We start from the raw sequence: 25293 nt of genomic DNA, 5'->3' as shown, positions 1-25293 counted from the left end.
CTCTTTTAAGAGGTGTATTTTATTTTAGTGATTTTATTTAAAAGAGGGTCGATTCAAGCAAAATGATTCTCTATATATGTATTATGTCAAAAAACTTTTTTTGAATAATGTAATCCCTTACATTGTTTATTTGTCGGTCTTTAGCTTAAATATAAATTGATTATTAATTCGGAAGAAATAATATTTTTAGAAAATTCTGTTGTTTTTTGTCGTTTCTCATATTAAAATAAACGTTAAATTCATTTACTGAAGGGAGGACATCGTGATGCTAACATTTCTTGCATCCATCTGTATTCTAGTAGTAGGTTATTTCATTTATTCAAAGGTGGTAGAGCGTATTTTCGGTATTGATGATAGCAATGTGACTCCTGCATACTCAAAGAAGGACGGTTTGGACTATATGCCCATGAGCTGGTGGAAAGCAAGCCTGGTTCAATTGTTAAACATTGCGGGGTTAGGTCCAATCTTCGGGGCAATATTAGGTGCTTTGTATGGGCCGGTAGCATTCCTATGGATTGTGATTGGCACCCTGTTTGCTGGAGCGGTTCATGATTACTTTTCTGGAATGTTATCACTTAGGCATAATGGAGCTCAGTTTCCTTCTATCGTAGGAAAATATTTAGGAAAACCTGTACAATCCGTTATGAACATTTTATCGATTGTGCTGATGGTTCTCGTAGCCGCTGCTTTTACATCGGGCCCAGCTCAACTAATGGCAGAGGTGACACCGCTTAATTTTATGACGTCACTTATCATTATTTTTACATACTTTCTCATTGCGACTGTCTTACCGATTAATAAGATCATTGGAAAGGTTTATCCGTTCTTTGGAGCGATCCTTATCTTTATGGCAGTTTCGATTGGAATTGGGTTGTTTTTCTTTGAACATCCAGTCCCAAATCTAACATTTGAAAACTTACATCCAAATGATTTACCTTTGTGGCCTTTGTTAATGGTTACCGTTTCATGCGGGGCAATCTCTGGGTTCCATTCCACTCAAAGTCCCATCTTAGCCAGAACCTTAAAAAAAGAAAGTGAAGGACGAAAAGTATTCTATGGAGCAATGGTGGCTGAAGGAATCATTGCATTGATCTGGGCAGCAGCAGGTATGGCCTTCTTTAATGGAACAGCGGGGCTTCAAGAAGCATTGGCAGCTGGCGGACCTGCAGGAGTGGTAAATGAAATCAGCAAAACGACGTTAGGCACGTTAGGTGGAGTACTTGCTGTCCTGGGTGTAATCATTCTTCCCGTCACAACTGGGGATACAGCGTTAAGATCATCAAGAATGATGCTTGCTGATTTACTGAATGACGTACGTAAGAAAGAGGTTGAAGGGAAATGGCTGCCGATCTTGTTAGTTATTCCGGTGGCAGTCCCTACGTTTTTACTTACTCAAATTGACTATACCTTCCTGTGGAGATATGTTGGATGGTCCAACCAGGTAGTAGCAACCGTTATGTTGTGGACTGCTGCGATTTATTTATTACAGCAAGCAAGATTCCACTGGATTTGCAGTATTCCTGCATTGTTTATGACAGGAGTCGTAAGTTCGTATATTTTTTACGCTCCAGAAGGTTTTGGTCTACCCTATTCAACAGCAATGATGATTGGTTCCGTCATTTGGTTGGCTGTCTTGATCTGGTTTGTGGGACAAGTCGTGAAATACAGACCTGGAAGGAAACAATTACTAGAGATGAAGTCAGTAAGTTCATAACGATTATCGACAAAAACAGCCTTTTCAGTAGAGAAGGCTGTTTTTTTAATAGGAAAGTTCAAATGTTCTTGCACACACCTTCAGGAATGAGAATGATTGAATCAAGAGGATAGCCTGCTTTTTTTGTCGATTTAAAACTGAATTTTCTAAAGATTAAAACAAATGATTCTACAAAATTCGTAATGAAAGTATGCTACCTTAAGAGAAATCATTCATTTTATAGAATGTACATAATGACAAATAAGGAACGTAGTTAGTGTTACAGAATGTATAGTGCATTCTGTAAATGTACGAGTTAAAATAAAGTGAAAATACTTAAAATTCAGTTTTTTATTTCAATCAGTGAAATCTAGTAAGTGTGAACCAATGGAGCAAAAAACAATGAAAGCGCTTACTATTTTATAAAATCTATTTGTGCAGGGGGTAATGGAATGTCAGATTTGGTGAAAATTGGACTTATTCAAGCTTCTCATGATGTAGATGGGAGTGAAGGGGTAGACGTCCATAAAGAGCAAGCGATCAAAAAACATGTGGAACTGGTACGGGACGCAGCAAAAAAAGGAGCTCAAATCATTTGTTTACAGGAAATCTTCTATGGTCCTTACTTTTGTTCCGAACAAAATCCAAAGTGGTATGACTCTGCTGAAGAAATACCAAATGGTCCAACAACAAAACAGTTTCAGGCGTTAGCCAAAGAGCTGAGTGTCGTCATCGTTCTTCCAATCTATGAGAGAGAAGGAATAGCTACTTACTATAATACGGCAGCGGTCATCGATGCAGATGGATCCTATCTCGGAAAATATCGAAAACAGCATATTCCACATGTTGGGGTTGGAGAGGAAGGTTACGGATTCTGGGAGAAATATTACTTTAAACCAGGAAACCTTGGGTACCCCGTATTCGATACTGCTTATGCAAAAGTAGGAGTTTATATTTGTTATGACCGTCACTTCCCGGAAGGTGCCCGCTTATTAGGATTAAAAGGGGCAGAAATTGTGTTCAATCCTTCTGCAACGGTAGCCGGTTTATCTGAATACTTATGGAAGCTTGAGCAGCCAGCCCATGCGGTCGCAAACGGCTACTACTTAGGAGCTATTAATCGTGTTGGTTTTGAGGGTCCTTGGAATATGGGTGAATTTTACGGACAGTCCTATTTAGTCGATCCGAGAGGCAGCTTTGTTTCCATTGGAAGCAGAGATAGTGATGAGGTCATTATCGGGGAAATGAATAAGAAGCTATTACGTGAAGTACGGGATACATGGCAGTTCTATCGAGATCGCAGGCCTGAAACTTATAACGATATGACGGCTTTACTACCTTAATAAATTGAGGCTGACGGTGAACCATCATTGTCAGCCAAGGGGTGTTTCACAGGTTATGTAAATTAATAGGAAATGGATAGGGGGAAGTCAGTTTGTCTAACACACTTTCATTACTCAAACTTGAGAAGAATTTTCTCGAAGCCCATGAGGGATTGACCAATAGGGAAGCCGTGGAGGAAGCGAATCGCTGCTTGTATTGTTATGATGCTCCGTGCATAGTAGCTTGTCCCACAAGCATTGATATACCTTCATTTATTAAAAAGATTGCATCCGGGAACCTGAAAGGATCGGCCAAAACAATCATGTCTGCAAATCCTGTGGGTGCTAGCTGCTCACGTGTCTGCCCGACAGAAGAGCTGTGTGAAGGGGCTTGTGTACTGAATCATTCTACTAAGCCAATCATGATTGGAGACCTGCAGCGATATGCAACTGATTGGGCAAGACATAATGACACGGTGCTATTTGAAGCAGGGGAACCTAAGGGAATCAAAGTAGGGATTATCGGAGGGGGACCAGCCGGCCTATCGGCTGCAAGGGAACTTGCCCGCTTCGGATACGAAGTAACCATCTATGAAGCGGAAAAGGAAGCTGGAGGCTTAAATACTTATGGAATCGTATCTTTCCGACTTCCTCAGAGCATATCTTACTGGGAAGTGGAGCAAGTAAAGAAATTGAATGTCGATATTCAAACCAATGTAAAGGTTGGTCAAGACATATCTGCAGATGAAATCGTAGAGAGACATGATTTTGTCATCCTGGCAGCAGGAATGTCCCATGTTCCGGATTTGAAAATTGAAGGGGAAAACCTAAAAGGTGTTCATGACGCCATTGAATTTGTTAAGGCGACGAAAAGTGGCAAGCTGTCGCAAGATTATGTAGGCAAAAAAGTGGTGGTGATCGGAGCGGGGAATACAGCCATCGATGGAGCCACCTGTTCTGTCCGCTTAGGAGCAGACAATGTAAAAATCTTATACCGACGTACACAAGAAGAAATGACAGCTTATGATTTTGAATACGAATTTGCAAAACAGGATGGAGTAGAATTCCGCTGGCTAACGTCGCCTCAGCGAATTATAGGAAATGATGCAGGAGAAGTAACGGGAATCGAATGTATCAAGATGGAGTTAGGAGAGCCTGGTGAGGATGGAAGAAGACGACCGATTCCTGTCAAAGGCTCACAGTTTGTGCTTCCTGTTGATGCAGTCATTAAGGCGATTGGCCAAACTCGTCATCTATCACTTATTGAACAATTCGATCTTGAGCATTCAGACGGTGTTGTACAGGTTGATCTTGAAACCTTCCAAACCTCTAATCCAAAGATTTTCGCCTGTGGAGACGTTGTTTTTGGTAAGGGAGTAGGAGAAGCAATGGTCGTTACGGCTGCAGAGCAAGGGAAGCTTGCCGCCTATCATTTACATGCACAATTGGAGAAAGTCCACGTGAATTAAGATTGTCCTAGGGGGGGGAACTCATGGCAAATTTAAACATTGATTTAGCAGGAATAAAATCACCTAATCCATTTTGGCTGGCGTCCGCGCCACCAACGAACTCGGGTTATCAGGTTCAAAGAGCATTCGAGGCCGGTTGGGGCGGTGCGGTATGGAAAACATTAGGGGAGCCAATTATTAATGTATCTTCAAGGTTCGCAGCTGTAAGCTTTAATGGTCAAAGAGTAGCAGGATTCAACAATATCGAACTCATTACCGATCGACCATTAGAAGTGAATCTGAAGGAAATCTATGAAACAAAAAAACGATTCCCGAATCATGCAATCATTGCATCATTAATGGTAGAGCCTAAACAAGAAAAATGGCATGAAATCGTAAAGAAGGTTGAAGACGTCGGTGTTGATGGGCTGGAGCTGAATTTCGGATGTCCACACGGAATGGCTGAACGGGGAATGGGATCTGCGTCCGGTCAGGTACCAGAACTCGTCGAGAAACAGACCTTTTGGGCCAAAGAGGTGGCCAGGACACCTGTAATTGTAAAGCTTACACCAAACATTACCGACATTACAGTCACAGCTGAAGCGGCTGTCCGCGGTGGAGCGGATGCAGTAAGTATGATCAATACAATCAACAGTTTAGCAGGTGTTGATCTGGATTCTTGGAATACCATTCCGCATGTAGCCGGAAAAGGTGCTCATGGAGGATATTGCGGACCTGCAGTGAAGCCAATTTCATTGAACATGGTTGCCGAATGCGCCAGAAATCCGCGTATCAACGTTCCGATCTCAGGAATGGGAGGAGTATCCAATTGGCAGGATGCCGTCGAATTTATGCTTATGGGAGCATCTGGGGTCCAGGTTTGCACTGCTGCTATGCATCACGGTTTTAGAATAGTCGAGGATATGCTTGATGGCTTAAATAATTATTTGGATGAAAAAGGGATTGCTTCAGTCCAGGATATCGTCGGAAAATCAGTACCGAGATTTTCTGATTGGGGAAATCTTGATCTTAATTATAGTGTTGTGGCAAAAATCAACACGGATGTTTGTATTAATTGCAATAAGTGTCATATTGCCTGTGAAGATACGTCTCATCAATGCATTGACATGCTGAAAGACCCTAAAGGAAACAGCTATTTAAAAGTGCGGGAAGAAGATTGTGTCGGATGTAATTTATGCTCGATTGTATGTCCGGTTGATGGGGCTATTGACATGATAGAGGTTCCAAGTGGACATATGCCAATGACATGGAATGAACGTCAAGCGGTAGTAGGGAGCTTATCCGAAGCTAAAGTAAACGCAGCGAAATAAATCTGGAGGTATGGAAATGAATAAAATTATTCAAAATGGAACCATTGTGACGGCAACAGACACATATAAAGCGGATGTGCTTATACAAAGTGGGAAGATCGCAGCCATAGGTAAAGGGTTTGATACTAGCAATGCAGAAATAATTGACGCGAAAGGAAAGTACATTTTCCCTGGTGGGGTCGATCCGCATACTCATCTGGAAATGCCCTTCGGTGGGACGGTATCAAAGGATGATTTCGAGAGCGGGACCATTGCAGCTGCGTTTGGAGGTACGACGACACTCATTGATTTCTGTTTGACCAATAAGGGAGAACCACTTCAAAATTCCATTGATATATGGCATGCGAAGTCTAAGGATAAAGCAGTCATCGATTATAGTTTCCATTTAATGATCGGGGAAATCAATCAAGAGGTTCTATCCCAGCTTCCTGAGGTGATGGATAAAGAGGGGATTACTTCGTTCAAAGTCTTTATGGCCTATAAAAATGTATTCCAGGCAGACGATGAAACGCTATTTAGAACCTTAATAGCCGCGAAGGAATTAGGAGCACTCGTCATGGTACATGCCGAGAATGGCGACGTTATTGAGTATTTAACCGAAAAGGCTTTAGAGGAAGGGAAAACGGAACCAATTTATCACGCGCTGACGAGACCGCCTGAACTGGAGGGTGAAGCGACTGGCCGCGCAGCTAAACTAACCGGATTGGCAGATTCCCAATTATATGTTGTGCATGTTTCCTGCTCTGATGCCGTTGAGCAGATTTCAGCGGCAAGAAATAAAGGATTGAATGTCTGGGGAGAAACATGTCCTCAGTATCTTGTGCTTGATCAAACCTATTTAGAGCGTCCAAACTTTGAGGGAGCTAAATACGTTTGGTCGCCTCCCCTTCGTGAGAAGTGGCACCAAGATGTTCTCTGGAATGCCTTGAAGAGTGGACAGCTGCAAACATTAGGGTCTGATCAATGCTCATTTGATTTCCAAGGGCAGAAAGATCTTGGGAAAGATGATTTCACTAAAATCCCGAATGGCGGACCGATTGTTGAGGACCGTGTATCCATATTATTCTCAGAAGGAGTTGAAAAAGGGCGGATAAGCTTAAACCAGTTTGTTGATATCATGTCTACGCGTAGTGCAAAGCTGTTTGGTCTTTATCCTCAGAAAGGGACCATTGCTGTAGGTTCTGATGCAGATGTAGTCATTTTCGATCCAAGTGCCGAGAGAGTGATAAGTGCTGAAACTCATCATATGGCAGCAGATTATAACCCGTTTGAAGGCATGAAGATAAAAGGTGAACCTGTTTCTGTATTGTCCAGGGGAGAATATGTCATTAAAGACAAACAGTTCGTCGGTAAGCTGGGAACCGGAAAGTATATTAAGAGAGCGAAATACGGTAAGCTTCTTTCAAATGAAGAGAGTGAAGCACTTCAATCCTCTAAGTCTTAAAAAACTTTAGAAAATAATGCATCTTAACTGTAGAACAACTCCTGCCAGAGGAAGGGAGACTGCCTTCCTCCGGCCTCTCTTGTCAAAGATATGGTTTTGCCATTCGAAGCAAACAAATAAGGGGTGTTCAAGATGAAGAAAAGTTATTTAAAGTCTCCGGATTTATTACCGATTAAAGAGAGCGAAAGAAAGATCACCAAGCTTGGCTATTCATTTATGTGGGTTGGAATGGTTGTCGTGCTTGCAACCTTCGCCATCGGGGGAGCCGGGGTCGTATCCCTGCCTCTGCCTCTTGTTGTTCTGGCCACCATTATTGGGTCTCTTGCGATTGGTCTATTTATTACATTAACCGGGGATATCGGGATTGAGCATGGGGTATCATTTCCGGTTTATATGAGAGCACCTTTTGGCACACTGGGAACCCATATTCCCTCTGTAGTTCGTGGTCTGGCAGCATCAATGTGGTTTGGGATCAACACCTACTTTGGTGCAACCGCGATGAATGGTATTTTAAATATTTTATCTGGTTTTGATAATTGGTTTGTTTGTTTCGTGATTTTTGCCGTCCTTCAATTAGTGAATACAGCTCTTGGGATTAAAGCGGTGGAAAGATTTGCCGACCTTGCCGCACCGGTCATCATTCTTATTTCTGTATGGATGTACTCATCCTTATCTGAATCAGCCGCTTCTCAAGGAAGGGACATTTGGAGCTGGGTTGAAAGTCCGGTAACAGGTGCTGCCACGCTTACGGCTTTTCTGGTAGTCATCTTTAGTAATATGGGATTTTGGGCCACACTATCTGCTGATATTCCGTCCATTTCCAGATTCATGAAAGCTCCAAAAAATGAGCGGAATTGGTTTAAGAGAAACAAAAGCTCGATCATTGGTAACCTTGTAGCTCTCCCTATTACTCAATCATTTATGGTGTTGATTGGTGGGATTTCGTATATTGCCGTTTTAAATTACGATCCCGTCGTAGCCCTTCAAGAAGCAGCGAGCGGATTCGTTTTAGGGATCCTCCTTCTGATGATCGTCCTGGCTCAATGGTCAACGAATATTGCTGCGAATATCGTTCCGGCTGCAACAATATTCTCTAATGTCGGGGGACCAAAATTTCCGTTCTGGGCAGGGGTCATCACTGCTGGTATTGTGGGTACGATCGTACAACCATGGAACCTTTTTGGTGTAATCATTCCAGTTCTACTGTTCGTAGGAGGCATACTGTCAGCCATCGTGGGGATTTTAATTTCAGACTATTATTTTATCAGGAAGCGAAGAGTCAATGTACCTGCATTATATGAAGACAAAGGACAATTCAAGTATATGAATGGAGTGAATCTAGCCGGGTTCATCTCATGGATTATTGGGGGAGTTGCCGCCTATTACGTTCCAAACTTCTCATTTTTAGTCGGCTTCGGGGTTGGAGCTCTTTGCTATTATGTATTGGCTAAATTCTGGTGGTTTAAGAAATACGAGCAGGCAGAACTAATTGACCCGAGTGATGAGAAATATCTTGGATTGTCTGTCGGCCGCGATTGGGAAATTCAAGTCGAAGAAGAAGTCGTTGTCTCGGAAGAATCCCCAACTGGAACAAGTTTTTCTTAATAGGAATGGTTTTCATGGAGCATGAAGCAGGGTAGTTCTGAAGATACGATAGAAAGGGTGTCGTCATGTCTGATTATCAAGAGTTTTTAAGTGAACGGGATAAGATTGATTTTCTCATTCAAAAAGGCTTTAAAATTGAGAAAATAACAGAGAACCTAAGTGGGGCATTTGTTCTGTTTAAGCATACTGAAAATAAAAGAAGTGCCACTCTTCATGTGAAAACGGCAAATGCACGAAAATATTTTTCAAATCTATTACTTCAAAACTAATAGTTGAAGGGGGAGAACTTGGATGAGTGACGTTATGGGACCGCGTGAAGGAAAGGAACTGACACTCTTTCCTGGAAATATGCAAACGTCTGATGAGTTAATCGATTGGGTGTTAGCCGTCTTATCTTCACAACAGCTATCAGATGAAGAAATAATGAAGTGGTGGAGTGAAGAGATCCAGTTTGCCATCCCCTATATAGAAGAATAGAAGCAAAATGAAGGATTGGTTCCGCCAATCCTTTTTCTCCATTTTCCTAAGGCAGAACATAAGGAGAGAAAAATGAAAAGTAATTACTATTTCTCAGTAGAAGATATTCTAGTAAGAAAGTACTTTGAACATGCTAAAGTGATTGCTGGGCACAATGGTCTCAGCCGTCAGGTGAAGTGGGTCCATGTAGTCGAAGTAACTTCGATAAAAATCTTCTTAACGGAAATGAACTGATTCTTTCTACAGGGATCGCTTTACAGGAGGAAAAGACCTTTCTTTCACTCCTTCAACAGTTAATCGAGAGTGAAGCAGCAGCCATTTGCATTGAACTTGATACCAATATTTCCACGATTCCGATTTCTGTATTAAAGTGTGCAGATGCATTTGATTTTCCTATTATCGTGTTTCAAAGGGAAGTTCCGTTCGTTAGTATAACTCAGGATATTCACTCCGTACTCATCAATCAGCAATATGACATGATAAAAAAACTGGATTCATATGCACAGGAGTTAAATAGAAGGCTTCTCGGGATTAATCACTTCAGAGAGATCCTTCAGGTTTTACATAAGGAGCTAACTGTACCTGTACTCTTTCAGTTGAAAGAACAAGAGGTGGAAGTCTATCCACTCATGTGCTCACCGGATAAAGAGAGAATACGAAAATGTTATCACAGTCATAAAGATTCCCGTAATCACCATTTTGCCTCCACTAAAGTTATTCTATTTGACCAGGAATACGCAGAGTTATGTATATACAGAAGCGATCATCCATTTAGTGAATATGAGCTTCTCATATTGGACAGAACTTCAACGGCGTTAGCCCAGTATTTAATGAGAGAATTGTATTTTAACGAGCAAAAACGGTTAGAAGACTCCAAATGGATTACCTGTTGGTTAAAAGGAGAACAGTCCTATGAGAGACTCTCCGCATTTTTAGCCGACTTAAAAGTACAAGTCAATGGTGGGGTCGTCTGTATTTGCCAGACGAATAGGCTGAATGAACAAGAGCCGATTGATTTTACCTATTTTAATCTTGTCACCAGAAGTATTTTTGAACAGCAGGGTTTTCGTGTGTTACCCGAAAGAATAGGGAATGATCTCATTTTCATCCTTCTGGACACAAGGAGGACAGGAGATTGGAAATCGAGAGTCACCACTGCCTACGAAAAGATTCTTCACTCTGATTTCTTTAAAGATTCTTCACAAACAGTATTTGCAACTGGCAAATATCAAATGGAGACGATGGAAATTCACAAGAGCTATGAAACAGCTAAAGACAGTCTCATGTTTCAGTCAAAGGTGGATGCTTCAAAAGCGTATTTTTTCTTTGATGATCTGCATTTATACAGGTTGATTTCAATCGTGAACAACAATGTGAATCTTTGGGAAATGATCGAAGAGTACCTCACACCGCTCCTTGATTATGATCGTAAACATGATGGCAGTCTATTGAAGACATTGAAGGTTTTCCTTGCATGTCAGGGATCAAAACAGGAAACATCGAAACAACTATTTATAGTAAGGCAAACACTCTACCATCGCCTCAAAAAAATTGAAGATTTGCTAGGAGATGATTTCATGACCTCTGATAAACGTGTGGCCATCGAGTTTCTCCTTGCTGCCCATGATTATTTGCAACCACTTAGTTCTTTGAAAAAGTCGAAGATTAATTAATGGTAAAGTGTCAAATTGAGAAGCCAGGTTCTTTTACACAATGTCTAATGAAACCACTGACAATTTCTTTCATAATAAAACTATAAACTATACGACAGGCCCTACACCACAGAGAAAAATCCGATGAAAAAATAAGGAGGAACTAGAATATGACGATCATTAAAAAAGACGTAGCTGTATTAAAGAATTACATTGGAGGGGAATGGGTTGATTCTCTTAGCTCACAGACGTTACAAGTAGTGAATCCTGCTACAAATGAAGAGATTGCAAGAGTTCCGGTTTCTACTAAAGAAGACGTCGCCATGGCTGTGAAAGCTGCTAAACAAGCCTCACAAACCTGGAAGAAGACGCCGGTTCCAAAACGTGCCCGTATTCTATATAAATACCATTCTTTACTTTCTGACAATCATGAGGAGTTGGCCAAACTGGTTGTACAGGAAAATGGTAAATCATTTAAAGAGGCGTATGGTGAAGTGCAGCGGGGGCTAGAGTGTGTGGAATTCGCCTGTGGTGCACCGACTTTAATGATGGGTGAAACGCTGAGTGGTATTGCAGAGGATATTGACTCAGAGATGTTCCGATATCCACTTGGTGTAGTGGGGGGGATCACGCCTTTTAACTTTCCTATGATGGTACCCCTGTGGATGTTCCCGCTTGCAATTGCGTGTGGAAATACTTTCGTGTTGAAGCCATCTGAAAGAACCCCGATTTTAGCCAATAGGCTTGCAGAGTTATTAACAGATGCAGGAATGCCCGATGGTGTATTGAATGTCGTGCATGGTGCACATGATGTCGTAAATGGGTTGATTGAGCATAAAGATATTGCAGCCATATCCTTCGTCGGGTCTCAGCCGGTGGCTAAATATGTGTACCAACAGGCTGCCTCTCATGGGAAAAGGGTTCAGGCCCTATCCGGGGCGAAGAATCATCATGTTGTCATGCCTGATGCAGATATGAATAAAGCGGCTGAGCATATTATCAGTTCTGCGTTTGGCAGTGCCGGCCAGCGATGTATGGCGTGCAGTGCCGTAGTGGTTGTAGGGGATAATGAACCGTTTGTTAAGGCATTAAGTAAAAAAGCAGATGAATTATGTATTGGTAACGGGATGGACGAAGAAGTGCTTCTCACTCCCGTCATTCGAAAAGAACAACGAGAGAAGACACTGGGTTATATCGACAAAGGACTGCAGGAAGGTGCAACCCTCTTAAGAGATGGGCGTAAAGAGATGGATGACTTCAAGGAAGGAAACTTCTTGGGTGCAACGATCTTTGACCATGTTTCACCGGATATGACCATTGCAAAAGAAGAAATGTTCGCCCCAATCCTCAGTTTGTTGAGAGCCAAGGATCTGGATGAAGGTCTTGATTATATTCGTCAATCAAGATATGGAAATGGTGCTACGATTTACACGAAAGATGCAAAGGCAGTCCGACAGTTCAGAGAAGAAGCAGACGCTGGAATGCTGGGTATTAACGTTGGAGTTCCTGCGACAATGGCGTTCTTCCCATTTTCAGGGTGGAAGGATTCTTTCTATGGGGATATGCATGTAAACGGTAAAGATGGAGTAAATTTCTATACTAGGAAGAAAATGATCACTTCTCGATTTGATTTTTAATCAGAGTTAGGGGGAACTTTCATGGTGAAAGCAGGTCAATCTCAAGATGTATGGTTAAGGAATGATGAAAAGCTCATTTGGCATTCCATGAAACCATACAATCCCGATGGAACAATGGTTATTACAGAGTCTTCCGGGTCCTGGATTACAGATAAGGATGGTCAAAGATTTCTGGATGGCATGGCAGGGCTATGGTGTGTAAACGTAGGATATGGTCGACAGGAATTAGCAGAGGCAGCCTATGATCAGCTTAAGAAAATGGCTTACTTCCCACTAACACAAAGTCATCAGCCGGCTATCGAGCTTGCAGAGAAATTAAATCAATTACTTGGGGATGACTATGTCATTTTCTTTTCCAACAGTGGATCCGAAGCCAATGAAACCGCCTTTAAGATTGCCAGGCAGTACCACCAGCAAAAAGGTGAACACGGACGGTATAAAATTTTTTCCAGATATAGAGGGTATCACGGAAATTCCATGGGGGCCCTGGCCGCAACAGGTCAGGCTCAGCGGAAATATAAGTATGAGCCGTTAGCTCCCGGATTTATCCATATCGCTCCACCTGATAGCTATCGCGATGAAACATCGGGGGAAAATCCACATGATCTTCCTGGAGTAAAGGCACTTGATCAAGCCATGACCTGGGAATTAAGTGAAACAGTGGCTGCGTTGATCATGGAACCGATCATCACAGGAGGTGGGATTCTCGTTCCACAAGATGAATATATGAAAGCGGCGAAAGAAGTTTGTGAGAAGCATGGAGCACTTATGATTGTCGATGAAGTGATTTGTGGCTTTGGTCGTACAGGCAAGCCATTTGGTTTCATGAATTATGATGTGAAGCCGGATATCATCACGATGGCAAAAGGGATTACCAGTGCGTACCTTCCCCTATCAGCAACAGCCGTGAAGCGTGAGATATATGAAGCGTTTAAAGGATCAGAGGAATATGATTACTTCCGCCATATTAATACATTCGGTGGAAACCCTGCAGCATGTGCCCTTGCTTTGAAAAACATTGAAATCATGGAGAGTGAAAAGCTTTTTGAACGATCCGCTGATCTTGGTGAAAAGGCATTGAATACGTTAAAAAATCATTTGCAAGATCATCAAAATGTTGGAGATGTCCGAGGGAAGGGTCTGTTAATTGGAATTGAAATGGTAAGTGATAAGGAAACAAAAGAACCCTTAGACGTTTCGAAGGTCAATGAAGTGATTGGATACTGTAAGAAAAAAGGGGTAATCATTGGGAAAAATGGGGCAACAGTCGCTGGTTACAATAATGTGCTAACTTTATCACCACCATTAAACATAGAAGAGGAAGATCTGGATCTGTTATTATCTACTTTAATGGATGGGATCAAGAATCTTCAATAATAGTGACTGGGAAAACACCTGTTTGAGCAGGTGTTTTTCCATTTTCTTAGCGAATAGAATTTTATGGTAAAATGAAGGAGTAGGAATCAAGGGGGAGGGGAAGAAGGGATGAGCATCATTTTCAAAGGGATTGATCATATTCAGTTTGCTGCTCCAAAAGGCTGTGAAGAGGAAGCTAGAAAGTTCTTTGGTGAAATTCTTGGTCTTAACGAAATACCGAAACCTGAAAATCTTCAAGGGAGGGGCGGCTGTTGGTTTCAATATGGACCACAAGAAATTCATGTAGGGGTACAAAATGATTTTGTACCCGCAACAAAAGCGCATCCGGGTCTACTTGTTACAGATTTAGCTGCGCTTAAGCGTACCCTATTGGAGAAAGGTATCAGGATAAAAGAAGATACACCGATTAACGGTAGAGATCGCTTTTTCGTCTCAGATCCATTTGGAAATCGAATTGAATTTTTAGAATATCATTAATAATGAATGCACCTCAGGAATCAGGAGGTGCATTTTCATTCAGAACACTATTCATGTATAAATTTATCCACATCTTTCTCCGTAGATAATTCTTGTGAAGCGCTTGGCACCTTTCTTTTTTCCACATTGATAAGATCAGAAGAATAAATCGAAGTGATAACTTGCCCGCCCATTACTTTTGCACGGATGAGCAGTGGTTGGTTATAAGCGTTTCTAAAAGTGAAGTCAGGTCCATACCAGCTAACTGTAGCGTCTCTGCCCTTTGGCACGTATGGAACCTCTTTGAATGATGATATCGTTCCAATATTTTTACGCCTGCCTGGTCAACGGCATTAAATAAAGTAGATGATACCTGACAAATCCCTCCCCCAATATCTTCTGATAGTTCCCCTTTTACAATCACGGGAGCTTTTTTATATCCCTTTTCTTTCGTTCTTCTTCCTACCACTCCATTAAAGGAGAACACTTCTCCAGGGAACACAACCGTATTATTGATCTTTTCGGTTGCTAAAACAATATTTTGAGTCCGTTCCTCATTATGCTTATTGAAATATGTGACGTATCTCCCAATAAGCTGTGTCCGGATATGCCCAAGGATCTCACTATCGACTTTGGGGTGTAGGGTCATAAGGGGGGCTTCCATATTGACTGATCCTCTGGAAAAGAAGAAGGAATGAACCAGTTCACGAAATTTCCTTTCATTAAGTTTGTAGCCGGCTCTTTCTGAAATAATTTGATTATTCTCATTGATATAAGCATTCTGAGGAGGGGTATAAACCCGATTTTTCACTTCTGAAACTAATTCCTCATACTGATTTTCGTCCATGATTGGTTCATCTACCAATGGTATATTTAATGAATTTCGTTCTATAGATATTGGCGTATGATTTTGTAATTGTATATGTAATTGATCTTGACCATTCATCACAGGAAACAGTAAAAGACCAATTGTACTAAGTTTAATCAAGAGCATATGAACCCTTCCTTTCGTATGTAGTATCGGTGGAATAGGCTTCTTTCATGTCAAATCCTAATTGCCAAAAATTGATGGTTATGTATTTGTAGTTGTGATTAGAAACTAAGAAAAAAAAAGAGGTCTTTACATGCTTTATTTATTCAGGTCCATGATGGTTGTGTTTTTACTTTTTGCATGCAGTGCCAAGCCTGCGGCGGCAATGCCTAGTTTTACTGTAGAAATACTTCCTTGGGATCAAGTGAAAGATATCATTCCTAAACAATCGTATTTTACGATCATTGATGTAGAAACCGGTCTTTCTTTCGAGGTGCAAAGAAGAGCGGGAAGTAAACATGCAGATGTACAGCCAGTTACTGAAAAAGACACGAAAATCATGAAATCCATCTATGGAGGTAAATGGAGTTGGGACCGTCGTGCCATTCTCGTTTTAGTACATGATCAATTAATATCTGCCTCAATGAACGGGATGCCGCACGGAGCAGGTGCTCTCCAAAACAATTTTCCGGGACATTTCTGCGTACATTTTTATGGAAGTACAACCCATAAAACGCCAACGCCTGATTTGGCCCATAAGATCATGATTTTAAAAGCAGGTGGAAAACTGGAGGAGTTTCTATACAAATTGGACCCCTATGAGTTGATCAGCGTTATGGAGATTGCTGTCAATCAGCAGGATGAAAAGCTGATTTCACAAGTGATGTTTGGAAGTGGCGGGTCCGTGCTTAAGAGAGTGAAACACATAGATGTTACAGAGAGATCGATACTTCCTGTAGAGGATTTACCGGCTCTTGTTGGGATGAAGCTTAAGCTTAGAGTGAAATGGATACGTTCCAATCAATCTGTAGAAGAAAATGACGTTCAATTCATCATTCGGAAAGATACGATTGAGGATCAATGGAAAATAGACAGCCATGCATTTCTTGAGGAAATGGAATAAGGGTCCATTCAAATACATTATTTTCCTCCAGTGGATGAATTCTTATTCTTTATGAGCGTTTTTAATATGCAAAATAGGGAAAAGGGTATATAAATGAATCGTGGAGGGAACACACCGATGTTTGATTTCGTAATAAAATTAATTAAGGAGCTTGGAATGTGGGGGTTATTCGCTGGAAATGCGATTGAAGCATCATCCTTGCCATTTCCGGGAGCCCTCGTGACGCTGACATATGGTTACTTTTTGGATCCATCCTGGACGAAGCTGATCATTTTAGCATTCACAAGCAGCTTGGTATATACGGTATTTAGTTATATCCCATATGGTATAGGATATAAATTAAAAGATAAAATCAAAGAAAAAACCAGCTCGAAGAAAATGGCTAAAGGTCAGAAATGGTTTAGGAAATGCGGATTGTGGAGTATTGCCATCACGAGACCGCTTGGCATTGGTAACTATATTTCTTATGTTGCAGGTATTAGTAAAGTGAACAAATGGAAGTTTGGCGGACTGACGTTCATCGGAATATTTCCCATTACCCTCACGATGTTAATAGTCGGCAAGAATGGAAACCTCAAATATGTACAGTCTTTGATGAGTAACATACAAACCTACATTCTCATTGGAGGGGCTATACTGTTGATTGGTTTCTTAACATATAAATATTTTTTCAAGCTGAAGGCAAAAAACAGCAGCTGTTTGAACGATGAGTCAAACATCGCAAAACAATCCGAATAAACTAGACATCGATTCGCTCCTCATTGGGGAAGCGGATTTTTTTGTGAGAAAAGGAGATATACCCATTAATCTTGAGGTGACCAGATCCGGATTCCTCAATCTACTACATGCTCCATCCCTTTTACGTGTGATATAATGAATAGTCGAGATTAGTAGATTTACTTGGAAAGGTTTGAATGAAACCATGACACAATATACTCCAATGATAAAACAATACTTACAAGTAAAGGCAGAATACCAGGATGCCTTTTTATTTTTTCGTTTAGGTGATTTTTATGAAATGTTTTTTGACGATGCCATTGCCGCATCGCAGGAACTTGAAATAACGTTAACAAGTCGTGATGGGGGAGGGAAGGAGCGTATTCCCATGTGTGGTGTACCGTATCATTCTGCCCCTAACTATATAGAGCAACTCATCGATAAAGGCTTTAAAGTAGCGATTTGTGAACAAACCGAAGATCCGAAACAAGCTAAGGGAGTTGTGCGGAGAGAAGTTGTTCAGCTCATTACACCAGGTACGGTTATGGATGGAAAGGGCCTGAATGACAAAGAGAACAACTATATTGCCTCTGTGACCGATTTTAATGATGAAACTTATGGACTGTCTTACAGTGACTTAACAACAGGGGAAACAAAAGTGACCTTGGTCACAGATGGCCTGCAAGCATTGCTGAATGAATTATCCACGATTGGTGCGAAGGAAGTCGTCATTCATCCCGACCTTGGTGAAGCAATACAAGGAAAGATTAAAGAACGAAATGATGTTACCTTGTCATATGAGAAAGAAGCTGACGGAGGACAAGATTTTGCTCATCTCGTTGCTCCTTTAAAACAAGATAAACTAATAAAAGCTTCATCCATCCTTTTTCATTACCTCTTCCGTACACAGAAGAGAAGCCTGGATCATTTACAAGTAGTTGAAACATATCAGCTGCATCAATTTATGAAAATGGATTATTATTCAAAGCGAAATCTGGAGTTGACAGAAACGATCCGCTCAAAAGGAAAGAAAGGTTCACTTCTTTGGCTATTAGATGAAACGATGACGGCTATGGGAGCCCGGTTACTCAAGCAATGGATCGATCGACCACTTATTCATAAAAAGGATATTGAAAAACGTCAAACGGTTGTCGAAGTGCTATTGGAGCGATTCTTTGAGAGGCAGGATCTTAGAGAACGATTAAAGGAAGTGTATGATCTGGAGAGGCTCGCCGGGCGGGTTGCGTTCGGTAATGTGAATGCACGTGATCTGATTCAGCTGAAAAAATCACTTCAGCAAGTACCCCTGTTAAAACATTTGGTGGGATCACTCGAAAATGATGCAACCGATGATCTCGTAAAGAAACTTGATCCATGTGAAGAGCTAACAGATCTTCTTGATCTCGCTTTAGTGGAAAACCCCCCTCTTACAATTAAAGAGGGAAGTCTGATTCGGGATGGGTATCATGATGAGCTTGATCAATACCGTGATGCAAGTAGAAACGGGAAGTCCTGGATTGCTCAACTCGAACGTGATGAGAGGGAAAGGACTGGAATCAGGTCCCTTAAAGTTGGATTTAACCGGGTCTTTGGCTACTATATCGAAGTAACGAGAGCAAACCTTCAACACCTGGAAGAAGACCGCTATGAAAGAAAACAAACATTAACAAATGCGGAGCGATTCATCACCCCTGAGTTAAAGGAAAAAGAAGCGCTTATCCTTCAAGCCGATGAAAAAAGCGTGGATCTGGAATATGAACTGTTCCTGGGGATTCGTGAAAGCGTGAAGGAATTTATACCCCGCCTTCAGAAGCTCGCGAAACTCGTAAGTGAATTGGACGTTCTTCAATGCTTTGCAACGGTCAGTGAAAAGCGTCATTATACCCGCCCTGCCTTTAATGAAGATAGAAGAATCCTGTTGAGGGACGGACGTCATCCGGTTGTGGAAAAGGTGATGGGTGCTCAGGAATATGTTCCGAACGACTGCGATATGGATCAAAAAAAAGAAGTCTTTCTCATAACAGGACCGAATATGTCGGGGAAAAGTACCTATATGAGACAGGTGGCTTTAACGAGTATCCTTGCTCAGATTGGGTGTTATGTTCCTGCCAGTGAGGCAAACCTGCCAATCTTTGATCAAGTATTTACGCGAATTGGGGCAGCGGATGATTTGATTTCAGGTCAAAGTACTTTCATGGTTGAGATGTTAGAGGCGAAAAATGCGATCATTCACGCGACTCAGCAGAGTTTAATATTATTTGATGAAATTGGACGTGGTACTTCCACTTATGACGGCATGGCATTGGCCCAGGCAATCATAGAATACATCCATGAACATATAGGGGCAAAAACCTTATTCTCTACTCACTATCATGAGCTGACGGTTCTTGAAGAAGAATTACAAAAGGTAAAAAACGTACATGTAAGTGCCATGGAACAAAACGGGAAGCTCGTATTCCTTCATAAAATCAAGGAGGGAGCAGCTGACAAAAGTTATGGAATCCATGTTGCCGAGCTTGCCGAGCTGCCTAAAGCCCTGATTGAAAGAGCGAACGAAATCCTTCTTGAGCTTGAGCGCAAGGATGAGCCTTCTTACTCCAGAGAAGTGGCTGTTGCGATGGAATCAGCTGGTGTGAAAAACGAACCAAATGAAGAAGATCTTGCCCAGCTATCCTTCTTTGCTGCTGAGAAAAATGGGAAAAAAGAAAATCTAACTACTAAAGAAAAGAAATGTTTAGATGAGCTTAAAAAGCTCGATATCCTGGAGATGACACCATTGGATGCAATGAACACCCTCTATGGGATCCAAAAAAAGTTAAAAAATTAAAGGAGGTGGAACTGTGGTGAAAATATTTCAGCTTGATGATGCGCTTTCTAATAAAATTGCCGCCGGTGAAGTGGTGGAAAGACCCGCTTCTGTCGTGAAGGAGCTCCTTGAAAACAGCATAGATGCAGGCGGATCCGTTATCGAAATTCATATAGAGGAAGCAGGTTTACATTCGATACGCATCATTGATAATGGTGACGGTATTGAAGAGGATGATGTACAAACAGCTTTCAAGCGTCATGCAACCAGTAAAATCAAAGACGAAAATGATTTATTCCGAATCCGGACTTTAGGATTTAGAGGAGAAGCGCTCCCGAGTATTGCTTCTGTTTCTCATTTTACGTTAAAGACGAGTACGGGAGAAGGTCCAGGAACATGTATCGAGCTTGAAGGTGGAGAAATCAACTCACTCGAAAAAACGTCGTCAAGAAAAGGCACAGATATCACAGTTTCACAATTGTTCTTCAATACACCCGCACGATTAAAATACATGAAAACCATTCACACTGAGCTGGGAAACATTACAGATGTGGTGAACCGGATTGCCCTGGCTCATCCTAACGTTTCAATAAAGCTTTTGCACAACGGTAAAGCTTTATTACACACCAATGGTAATGGAGATGTCCTGCAAGTTCTGGCAGCAATCTATGGGATAGGAATTGCCAAAAAAATGGTTCCGATTGAAGTGAGCTCACTTGATTTCAAGGTTAAGGGCTTTATCTCCCTGCCGGAGGTTACACGAGCCTCCAGAAATTATATTTCAACGATGATCAATGGGCGGTTTATTAAAAACTATGCTTTGGCGAAAGCGATCGGCGAAGGGTATCACACACTTCTTCCTATTGGTCGTCACCCCATCGTCCTTCTGAGCATAGAAATGGATCCGATTCTGGTAGATGTCAATGTACATCCTTCCAAAATGGAAGTCCGGATCAGTAAAGAAAGTGAATTAAATACATTAGTTACTGAAGGAATCAAAAATGTGTTTAAAGGAAAAGAGTTGATTCCTTCAGGATCCGTGGCACCGAAGATTGTACAGCCGAAATCAGAGCAAACGTTTATGAGCCTGGACCATTCGGCTAATACTCAGGCGAAAGAGGAAAGGGCGGGATTCACAGGTGCGGTTCGTGAACGATTGCTTCCTAAAGAAGAGCTGCAAAAGCTTTATGAGCCAAAACCAGAAATGAACGAATCCCATGAGGCAAAAATTCCTGTTTCAGATAAACCGGCAGTTCGGGACTCAACGCACACACTTGAAGAAGAAGTGGAATCTCAGGATACAGATGGGGAAGAAGTATTCGATGAGGAAGGTCACTCTCCTAGAGTGCCGCCACTTTACCCTGTTGGTCAAATGCACGGTACGTATATCTTCGCCCAAAATGACCGTGGCCTATATATCATTGATCAACATGCAGCTCAAGAACGAATAAAATATGAATTCTTTAAAGAAAAAGTGGGGGAGGTTGCGAAAGAGCTCCAAGAACTCCTGGTCCCGCTTACCCTTGAATTTTCTACAGACGAGTATATTAAAATTAATGAATACCGCCATCTTCTGGAAGAAGTCGGTGTATTCCTGGAAGAGTTCGGCTACAATAGCTTTATTGTCCGGGCACATCCTCAATGGTTTCCAAAAGGGGAAGAACAGCAAACCATCGAAGATATGATCGAACAAGTGTTGAAAATGAACCGGGTTGATATCAAAAAACTCCGGGAAGAAGCGGCTATTATGATGAGTTGCAAAGGTTCGATCAAGGCGAACCATCATTTGCGCAATGAAGACATGCAAGCTTTACTGGACGAACTGAGAAGAACCAGTGACCCATTTACCTGTCCACATGGGAGACCGATAATAATCCATTACTCAACTTATGAAATGGAAAAGATGTTTAAACGTATCATGTAATATCAGAACTAGGGGATGAAGCAGCAGTAGTTCATCCCTGTTCTATTTATCATTAACCATAATTGTTTTGATGTTCTTTTTTTAGATGAAGGTATTCTTCATCCTCTGTGGCAAGCTTCCACTTTGTTTCGAATATTGCTGCAGATGCAGCTTTCTCTTCATCTATATTTCTCCTTTTTAAATCTCCATCTTTATTATACTTTTTCCCTCCTGGATAGTTGGCGTAACGCCGGGCTCTTGTATACCCCATTTGCAGAAACTTCCTGGCCATGTCCATTCCTACAAAATCATTTTCCAATTTATATTGAATAAACATTTCATAAATCTTATTAGAAGATTCTTTGGCAATATCAATGGTCTTAAAGCGCCAGTGGGGAAGGATTTCACTCTTATAGGGTTCGACAAGTAAAACACCTTGTTCTCCTCGTCCCACCCGGTATTTTTCAGGCTGATCCCGAAAATCAATCGCCTCGAAATCAAGATCATAATCAAATGCCATGTTCTTCACCTCCTGAATGACTTGTACCCAATATGATCCACCGTCTAAACGAAGGGGTGTGCAGGTAGGTTATTGTCAGTAATAATATTATGGTAACTAAAAGGTGGCTTTTTACAAGTGGAATACTAATCATGACTTTCTGGTCCAGATTGAAACGTACTGTACCTCTATAAGACGAAAGAGCTTAATAGCCCTTTCAGTTTTTATATATGAAATTTATTTGAATGCATTTTTGTAGGAGGAATTCTTCTCACATAAAGCTAATACTAAGATATAGATATTTTCAGAAAATTCCATATATACTAGGGGGAAATGGAATGAATGGAGACATAGAGCTTCTAAGGGAGAAAAAGAATAAACGCCTTAAAGTTACATTATGGACAGCGGGGGCCATCATGTTTATCATGCTTGGAATCCTAATTTTTGCAAATTATTACATTGACAGATCGCTGCCTGTTACAACTGGTTCCATTTCTTTAAAAGGGTTATCCGAAGATGTAGAGGTGATCAGGGATAAAGACGGTGTGCCCCATATTCTTGCTCAAAATGAAAAAGACCTGTATATGGCACAAGGCTATGTACAGGCTCAGGATCGCCTATTCCAAATGGATCTAAGCAGGAGACAGGCTTCAGGGCGATTGAGTGAAGTGGTCGGTGAGAAAGCAGTTAATCGGGACAAATTCTTCAGGACATTTGGTTTGCGGAGGGCAGCGGAAGTTTCATTTGCAGCATATCCTGATGAAGCCAAGCAGCTTCTCGAATGGTATGCAGGTGGGGTCAACGCTTATATGCAAGAAGCCACAGATGAAGGAAGGCTCCCAATTGAATTTACCCTGCTTGGTTATAAACCTGAAAAATGGACTCCCATTGATTCATTAACCATAGGGAAGTATATGGCATTTGATTTAGGGGGCCACTGGCAAGGTCAGGCGTTCCGATATTGGGCATTAGAAAACCTGCCAAAGGATAAAGCGTATGATTTGTTTCCGTCATACCCTGTAGACGCTCCTACCATTCTATCGGATATAGGAGAAGTTCAGGTTGATATGGAGCAATCATTTGCCGGTGCAGTCATTCCACCTGAGTTTAATGGGAGCAACAACTGGGTGGTAAGCGGAGAGAAAACAGCGAGTGGTAAGCCCCTCCTGGCAGACGATCCCCATCTCTCATTGGGAACTCCTTCCATATGGTATCAGATGCACCTGGAATCACCACAAGTCAATGTGAGTGGAGTGATTTTTGCCGGTATTCCAGGAATCATCCTTGGTCATAATGAGCAAATTGCGTGGGGGGTAACCAATACGGGGCCTGATGTTCAGGACTTATATGTTGAAAAACGAAATGAAGAAGATCCTTCACTGTTTTTATATGATGAAAATTGGGAAAGGGCAACGATCATAGAAGAGCCCATTAAGGTCAAAGATGGTGACACCATTCCTTATGAAGTCACGATCACAAGGCATGGTCCGGTAATTTCAGAATTTGCTCATCAAAATGAGAGAGAAAAAGTACTATCAATGAGATGGACAGCACTTGATCCAAGTCTGGAACTTCTTGCAATCCTTAACATCAATAAGGCAAAGGATTGGGATGAATTTGAAGAAGCCTTAAAGGATTTCCATGTTCCTACGCAAAATTTCGTTTTTGCCTCAGAGGATGGGACGATTGCGTATAAGGCAAATGGGAAAATTCCTATAAGGAAAAAAGGGAACGGACTTCTGCCTGTTCCCGGATGGGATCCTGAGTATGAATGGGAAGGCTTTATACCATTCGAAGAACTTCCAAAAGTCATTAATCCCCAATCGGGCTTCATTGCAACAGCCAATAATAAAGTAGTATCCGATGAATATCCATATCACATTAGTCATCACTGGGCTCAGCCATATCGGTACATGAGAATATCGGAGTATTTAGAAGCGGAAAATGATCTCACTCTTTCCGATATGAAAGACCTTCAAATGGATCAGATGAATCTACATGCACGTGAAATGGTTCCCATCCTTATTGAAGGTATGGAGAGTGGCTCGCTAACAGCTAAAGAAAGAGAAGCGGTTGAGTTGCTGAAGTCCTGGAACTATAAAGATGATAAAAATTTTGCTGCGCCACTCGTTTTTCATCAATGGATGAACGAAATTTCCACTGGGCTATTTAAGAAGGAAATTCCAAGAGATATGATTAAACTATTTGAAGGCCGGCAAAGTGTCGTGGATGAACTTATTCGAAAAGCTCATAACGGAGAGGAGTCTCAGTGGTTTGTGGACAGGGGAGGGTACAAAACTTTTATAACAGCTTCATTTACCCAAGCAATAGATGAGCTGGAAGAAGCTTATGGTTCTTCAATGGACGAGTGGGAGTGGGGACTGTATCATAAAGTATACTTCGAACACCCTTTATCGGGAGCTTCTTCCGTGTTAAAAAAGTTCTTAAATGACCGGGATCCCGAGCCCGTGGGAGGAAGTAGGGTGACGGTGGGCGCTGCGAGTTACAATGAGAGTGGAATCGTCAATCATGGTGCTTCATGGAGATTTGTTATTGATACAGAGAACATGAACAATGGTTATCATATTGTAGGTCCAGGACAAGCTGGACATTATAAAAGTAAATGGTATCAAAATCAAATAAACGCATGGAAAAATGGGGACTATCATCAAACACCCATTTCAAACCCAGATGGGGATAGGTTAATTTTAAAAGCAAATTAAAGTTCATAGCAGCTGGTCATCAAAGGTTTAAAATCAATTTCTACATGAAAAATAGTGAACATCCATAACCAGTCTGAAGGCCCCCTCCAGGCTGGTTATAGTATGAGAGTTTCATATCGTTGAGTTTTATCCCTTATAGAAATGGGTACAATCACTTCTAAGAAGAAAGGAGGAAACAGCTTCTTATATTGAATAAACATAAAAGAATTGGGTATACTGACAAGATGTGATTTAACAACCTCTATCATTATGGTACGATAATATGTAAC

General features: G+C 41.4%; 18 protein-coding genes and 2 pseudogenes. 18 read left to right on the top strand and 2 right to left on the bottom strand.

Annotated elements, in window-relative coordinates; all coding sequences use genetic code 11:
* Window positions 1–265: 265 nt before the first annotated feature.
* The 13 genes and pseudogenes from DET59_RS02985 (at window position 266) to DET59_RS02930 (ending at window position 14463) form a co-directional block, all read left to right on the top strand.
* Window positions 266–1714 (top strand): carbon starvation CstA family protein, encoded by a 1449-nt coding sequence (locus DET59_RS02985; protein ID WP_113968130.1) that lies wholly within the window; start codon window positions 266–268, stop codon window positions 1712–1714.
* A gap of 431 nt (window positions 1715–2145) precedes the next feature.
* A complete protein-coding gene (locus DET59_RS02980; protein ID WP_044337317.1) occupies window positions 2146–3036 on the top strand; it encodes a nitrilase-related carbon-nitrogen hydrolase in 891 nt (296 codons plus the stop codon).
* A 92-nt stretch (window positions 3037–3128) separates the two neighbouring features.
* Window positions 3129–4484, top strand: a complete 1356-nt coding sequence (locus DET59_RS02975) for an NAD(P)-dependent oxidoreductase (protein ID WP_113968129.1) — start codon at window positions 3129–3131, stop codon at window positions 4482–4484.
* A 23-nt stretch (window positions 4485–4507) separates the two neighbouring features.
* Window positions 4508–5794: an NAD-dependent dihydropyrimidine dehydrogenase subunit PreA gene (gene preA, locus DET59_RS02970; protein ID WP_113968128.1), complete on the top strand. Its 1287-nt coding sequence runs from the start codon at window positions 4508–4510 to the stop codon at window positions 5792–5794.
* 16 nt (window positions 5795–5810) lie between these two features.
* Entirely contained in the window at window positions 5811–7238 is a 1428-nt protein-coding gene (gene hydA, locus DET59_RS02965) for a dihydropyrimidinase (protein ID WP_113968127.1), read from the top strand.
* A 132-nt stretch (window positions 7239–7370) separates the two neighbouring features.
* Window positions 7371–8843 carry an NCS1 family transporter gene (locus DET59_RS02960; RefSeq protein WP_113968126.1) on the top strand — a complete coding sequence of 491 codons (1473 nt, stop codon included), beginning with the start codon at window positions 7371–7373 and terminating at the stop codon, window positions 8841–8843.
* Window positions 8844–8908: 65 nt separating this feature from the next.
* Complete coding sequence (locus tag DET59_RS02955; protein WP_113968125.1) at window positions 8909–9112, top strand: hypothetical protein; 204 nt, start codon at window positions 8909–8911, stop codon at window positions 9110–9112.
* 22 nt (window positions 9113–9134) lie between these two features.
* Window positions 9135–9320 (top strand): hypothetical protein, encoded by a 186-nt coding sequence (locus DET59_RS02950; protein WP_113968124.1) that lies wholly within the window; start codon window positions 9135–9137, stop codon window positions 9318–9320.
* A gap of 72 nt (window positions 9321–9392) precedes the next feature.
* Window positions 9393–9715, top strand: a pseudogene (locus DET59_RS22300) (PucR family transcriptional regulator ligand-binding domain-containing protein); the annotation flags it as partial.
* A gap of 81 nt (window positions 9716–9796) precedes the next feature.
* A complete protein-coding gene (locus DET59_RS02945; RefSeq protein ID WP_397540914.1) occupies window positions 9797–10993 on the top strand; it encodes a PucR family transcriptional regulator in 1197 nt (398 codons plus the stop codon).
* Window positions 10994–11142: 149 nt separating this feature from the next.
* Window positions 11143–12609, top strand: a complete 1467-nt coding sequence (locus DET59_RS02940; protein WP_113968123.1) for a CoA-acylating methylmalonate-semialdehyde dehydrogenase — start codon at window positions 11143–11145, stop codon at window positions 12607–12609.
* Between the two features lie 21 nt (window positions 12610–12630).
* Complete coding sequence (locus DET59_RS02935) at window positions 12631–13986, top strand: aspartate aminotransferase family protein (RefSeq protein ID WP_113968122.1); 1356 nt, start codon at window positions 12631–12633, stop codon at window positions 13984–13986.
* 108 nt (window positions 13987–14094) lie between these two features.
* Window positions 14095–14463, top strand: coding sequence for a VOC family protein (locus tag DET59_RS02930; RefSeq protein ID WP_113968121.1), 369 nt, complete (start codon window positions 14095–14097; stop codon window positions 14461–14463).
* 47 nt (window positions 14464–14510) lie between these two features.
* Here DET59_RS02930 and DET59_RS22295 read toward each other — a convergent pair.
* A pseudogene (locus DET59_RS22295) lies at window positions 14511–15430 on the bottom strand (VanW family protein).
* 136 nt (window positions 15431–15566) lie between these two features.
* On the opposite strand from DET59_RS22295, the gene DET59_RS02920 reads away from it, so the two are divergent.
* The 4 genes from DET59_RS02920 (at window position 15567) to mutL (ending at window position 21823) form a co-directional block, all read left to right on the top strand.
* Window positions 15567–16376 (top strand): hypothetical protein, encoded by an 810-nt coding sequence (locus tag DET59_RS02920; protein ID WP_113968120.1) that lies wholly within the window; start codon window positions 15567–15569, stop codon window positions 16374–16376.
* A 117-nt stretch (window positions 16377–16493) separates the two neighbouring features.
* Window positions 16494–17114, top strand: coding sequence for a DedA family protein (locus tag DET59_RS02915; RefSeq protein WP_113968119.1), 621 nt, complete (start codon window positions 16494–16496; stop codon window positions 17112–17114).
* 184 nt (window positions 17115–17298) lie between these two features.
* Window positions 17299–19920, top strand: a complete 2622-nt coding sequence (gene mutS / locus DET59_RS02910; RefSeq protein WP_113968118.1) for a DNA mismatch repair protein MutS — start codon at window positions 17299–17301, stop codon at window positions 19918–19920.
* Window positions 19921–19933: 13 nt separating this feature from the next.
* Window positions 19934–21823: a DNA mismatch repair endonuclease MutL gene (gene mutL, locus DET59_RS02905; RefSeq protein ID WP_113968117.1), complete on the top strand. Its 1890-nt coding sequence runs from the start codon at window positions 19934–19936 to the stop codon at window positions 21821–21823.
* A 52-nt stretch (window positions 21824–21875) separates the two neighbouring features.
* Here mutL and DET59_RS02900 read toward each other — a convergent pair whose 3' ends face one another.
* A complete protein-coding gene (locus DET59_RS02900) occupies window positions 21876–22322 on the bottom strand; it encodes a DUF4385 domain-containing protein (RefSeq protein WP_113968116.1) in 447 nt (148 codons plus the stop codon).
* A 317-nt stretch (window positions 22323–22639) separates the two neighbouring features.
* Between DET59_RS02900 and DET59_RS02895 the strand changes: the two genes are divergently transcribed.
* Complete coding sequence (locus DET59_RS02895; protein WP_397540911.1) at window positions 22640–25024, top strand: penicillin acylase family protein; 2385 nt, start codon at window positions 22640–22642, stop codon at window positions 25022–25024.
* The last annotated feature ends 269 nt before the right edge of the window (window positions 25025–25293 follow it).

Origin of the sequence: Rossellomorea aquimaris (assembly GCF_003315075.1) — a bacterium.
Lineage (GTDB): Bacteria > Bacillota > Bacilli > Bacillales > Bacillaceae_B > Rossellomorea > Rossellomorea aquimaris_C.
Note: the sequence above shows the minus strand (reverse complement) of the source record. Positions and strands in the feature narration are given on the sequence as shown.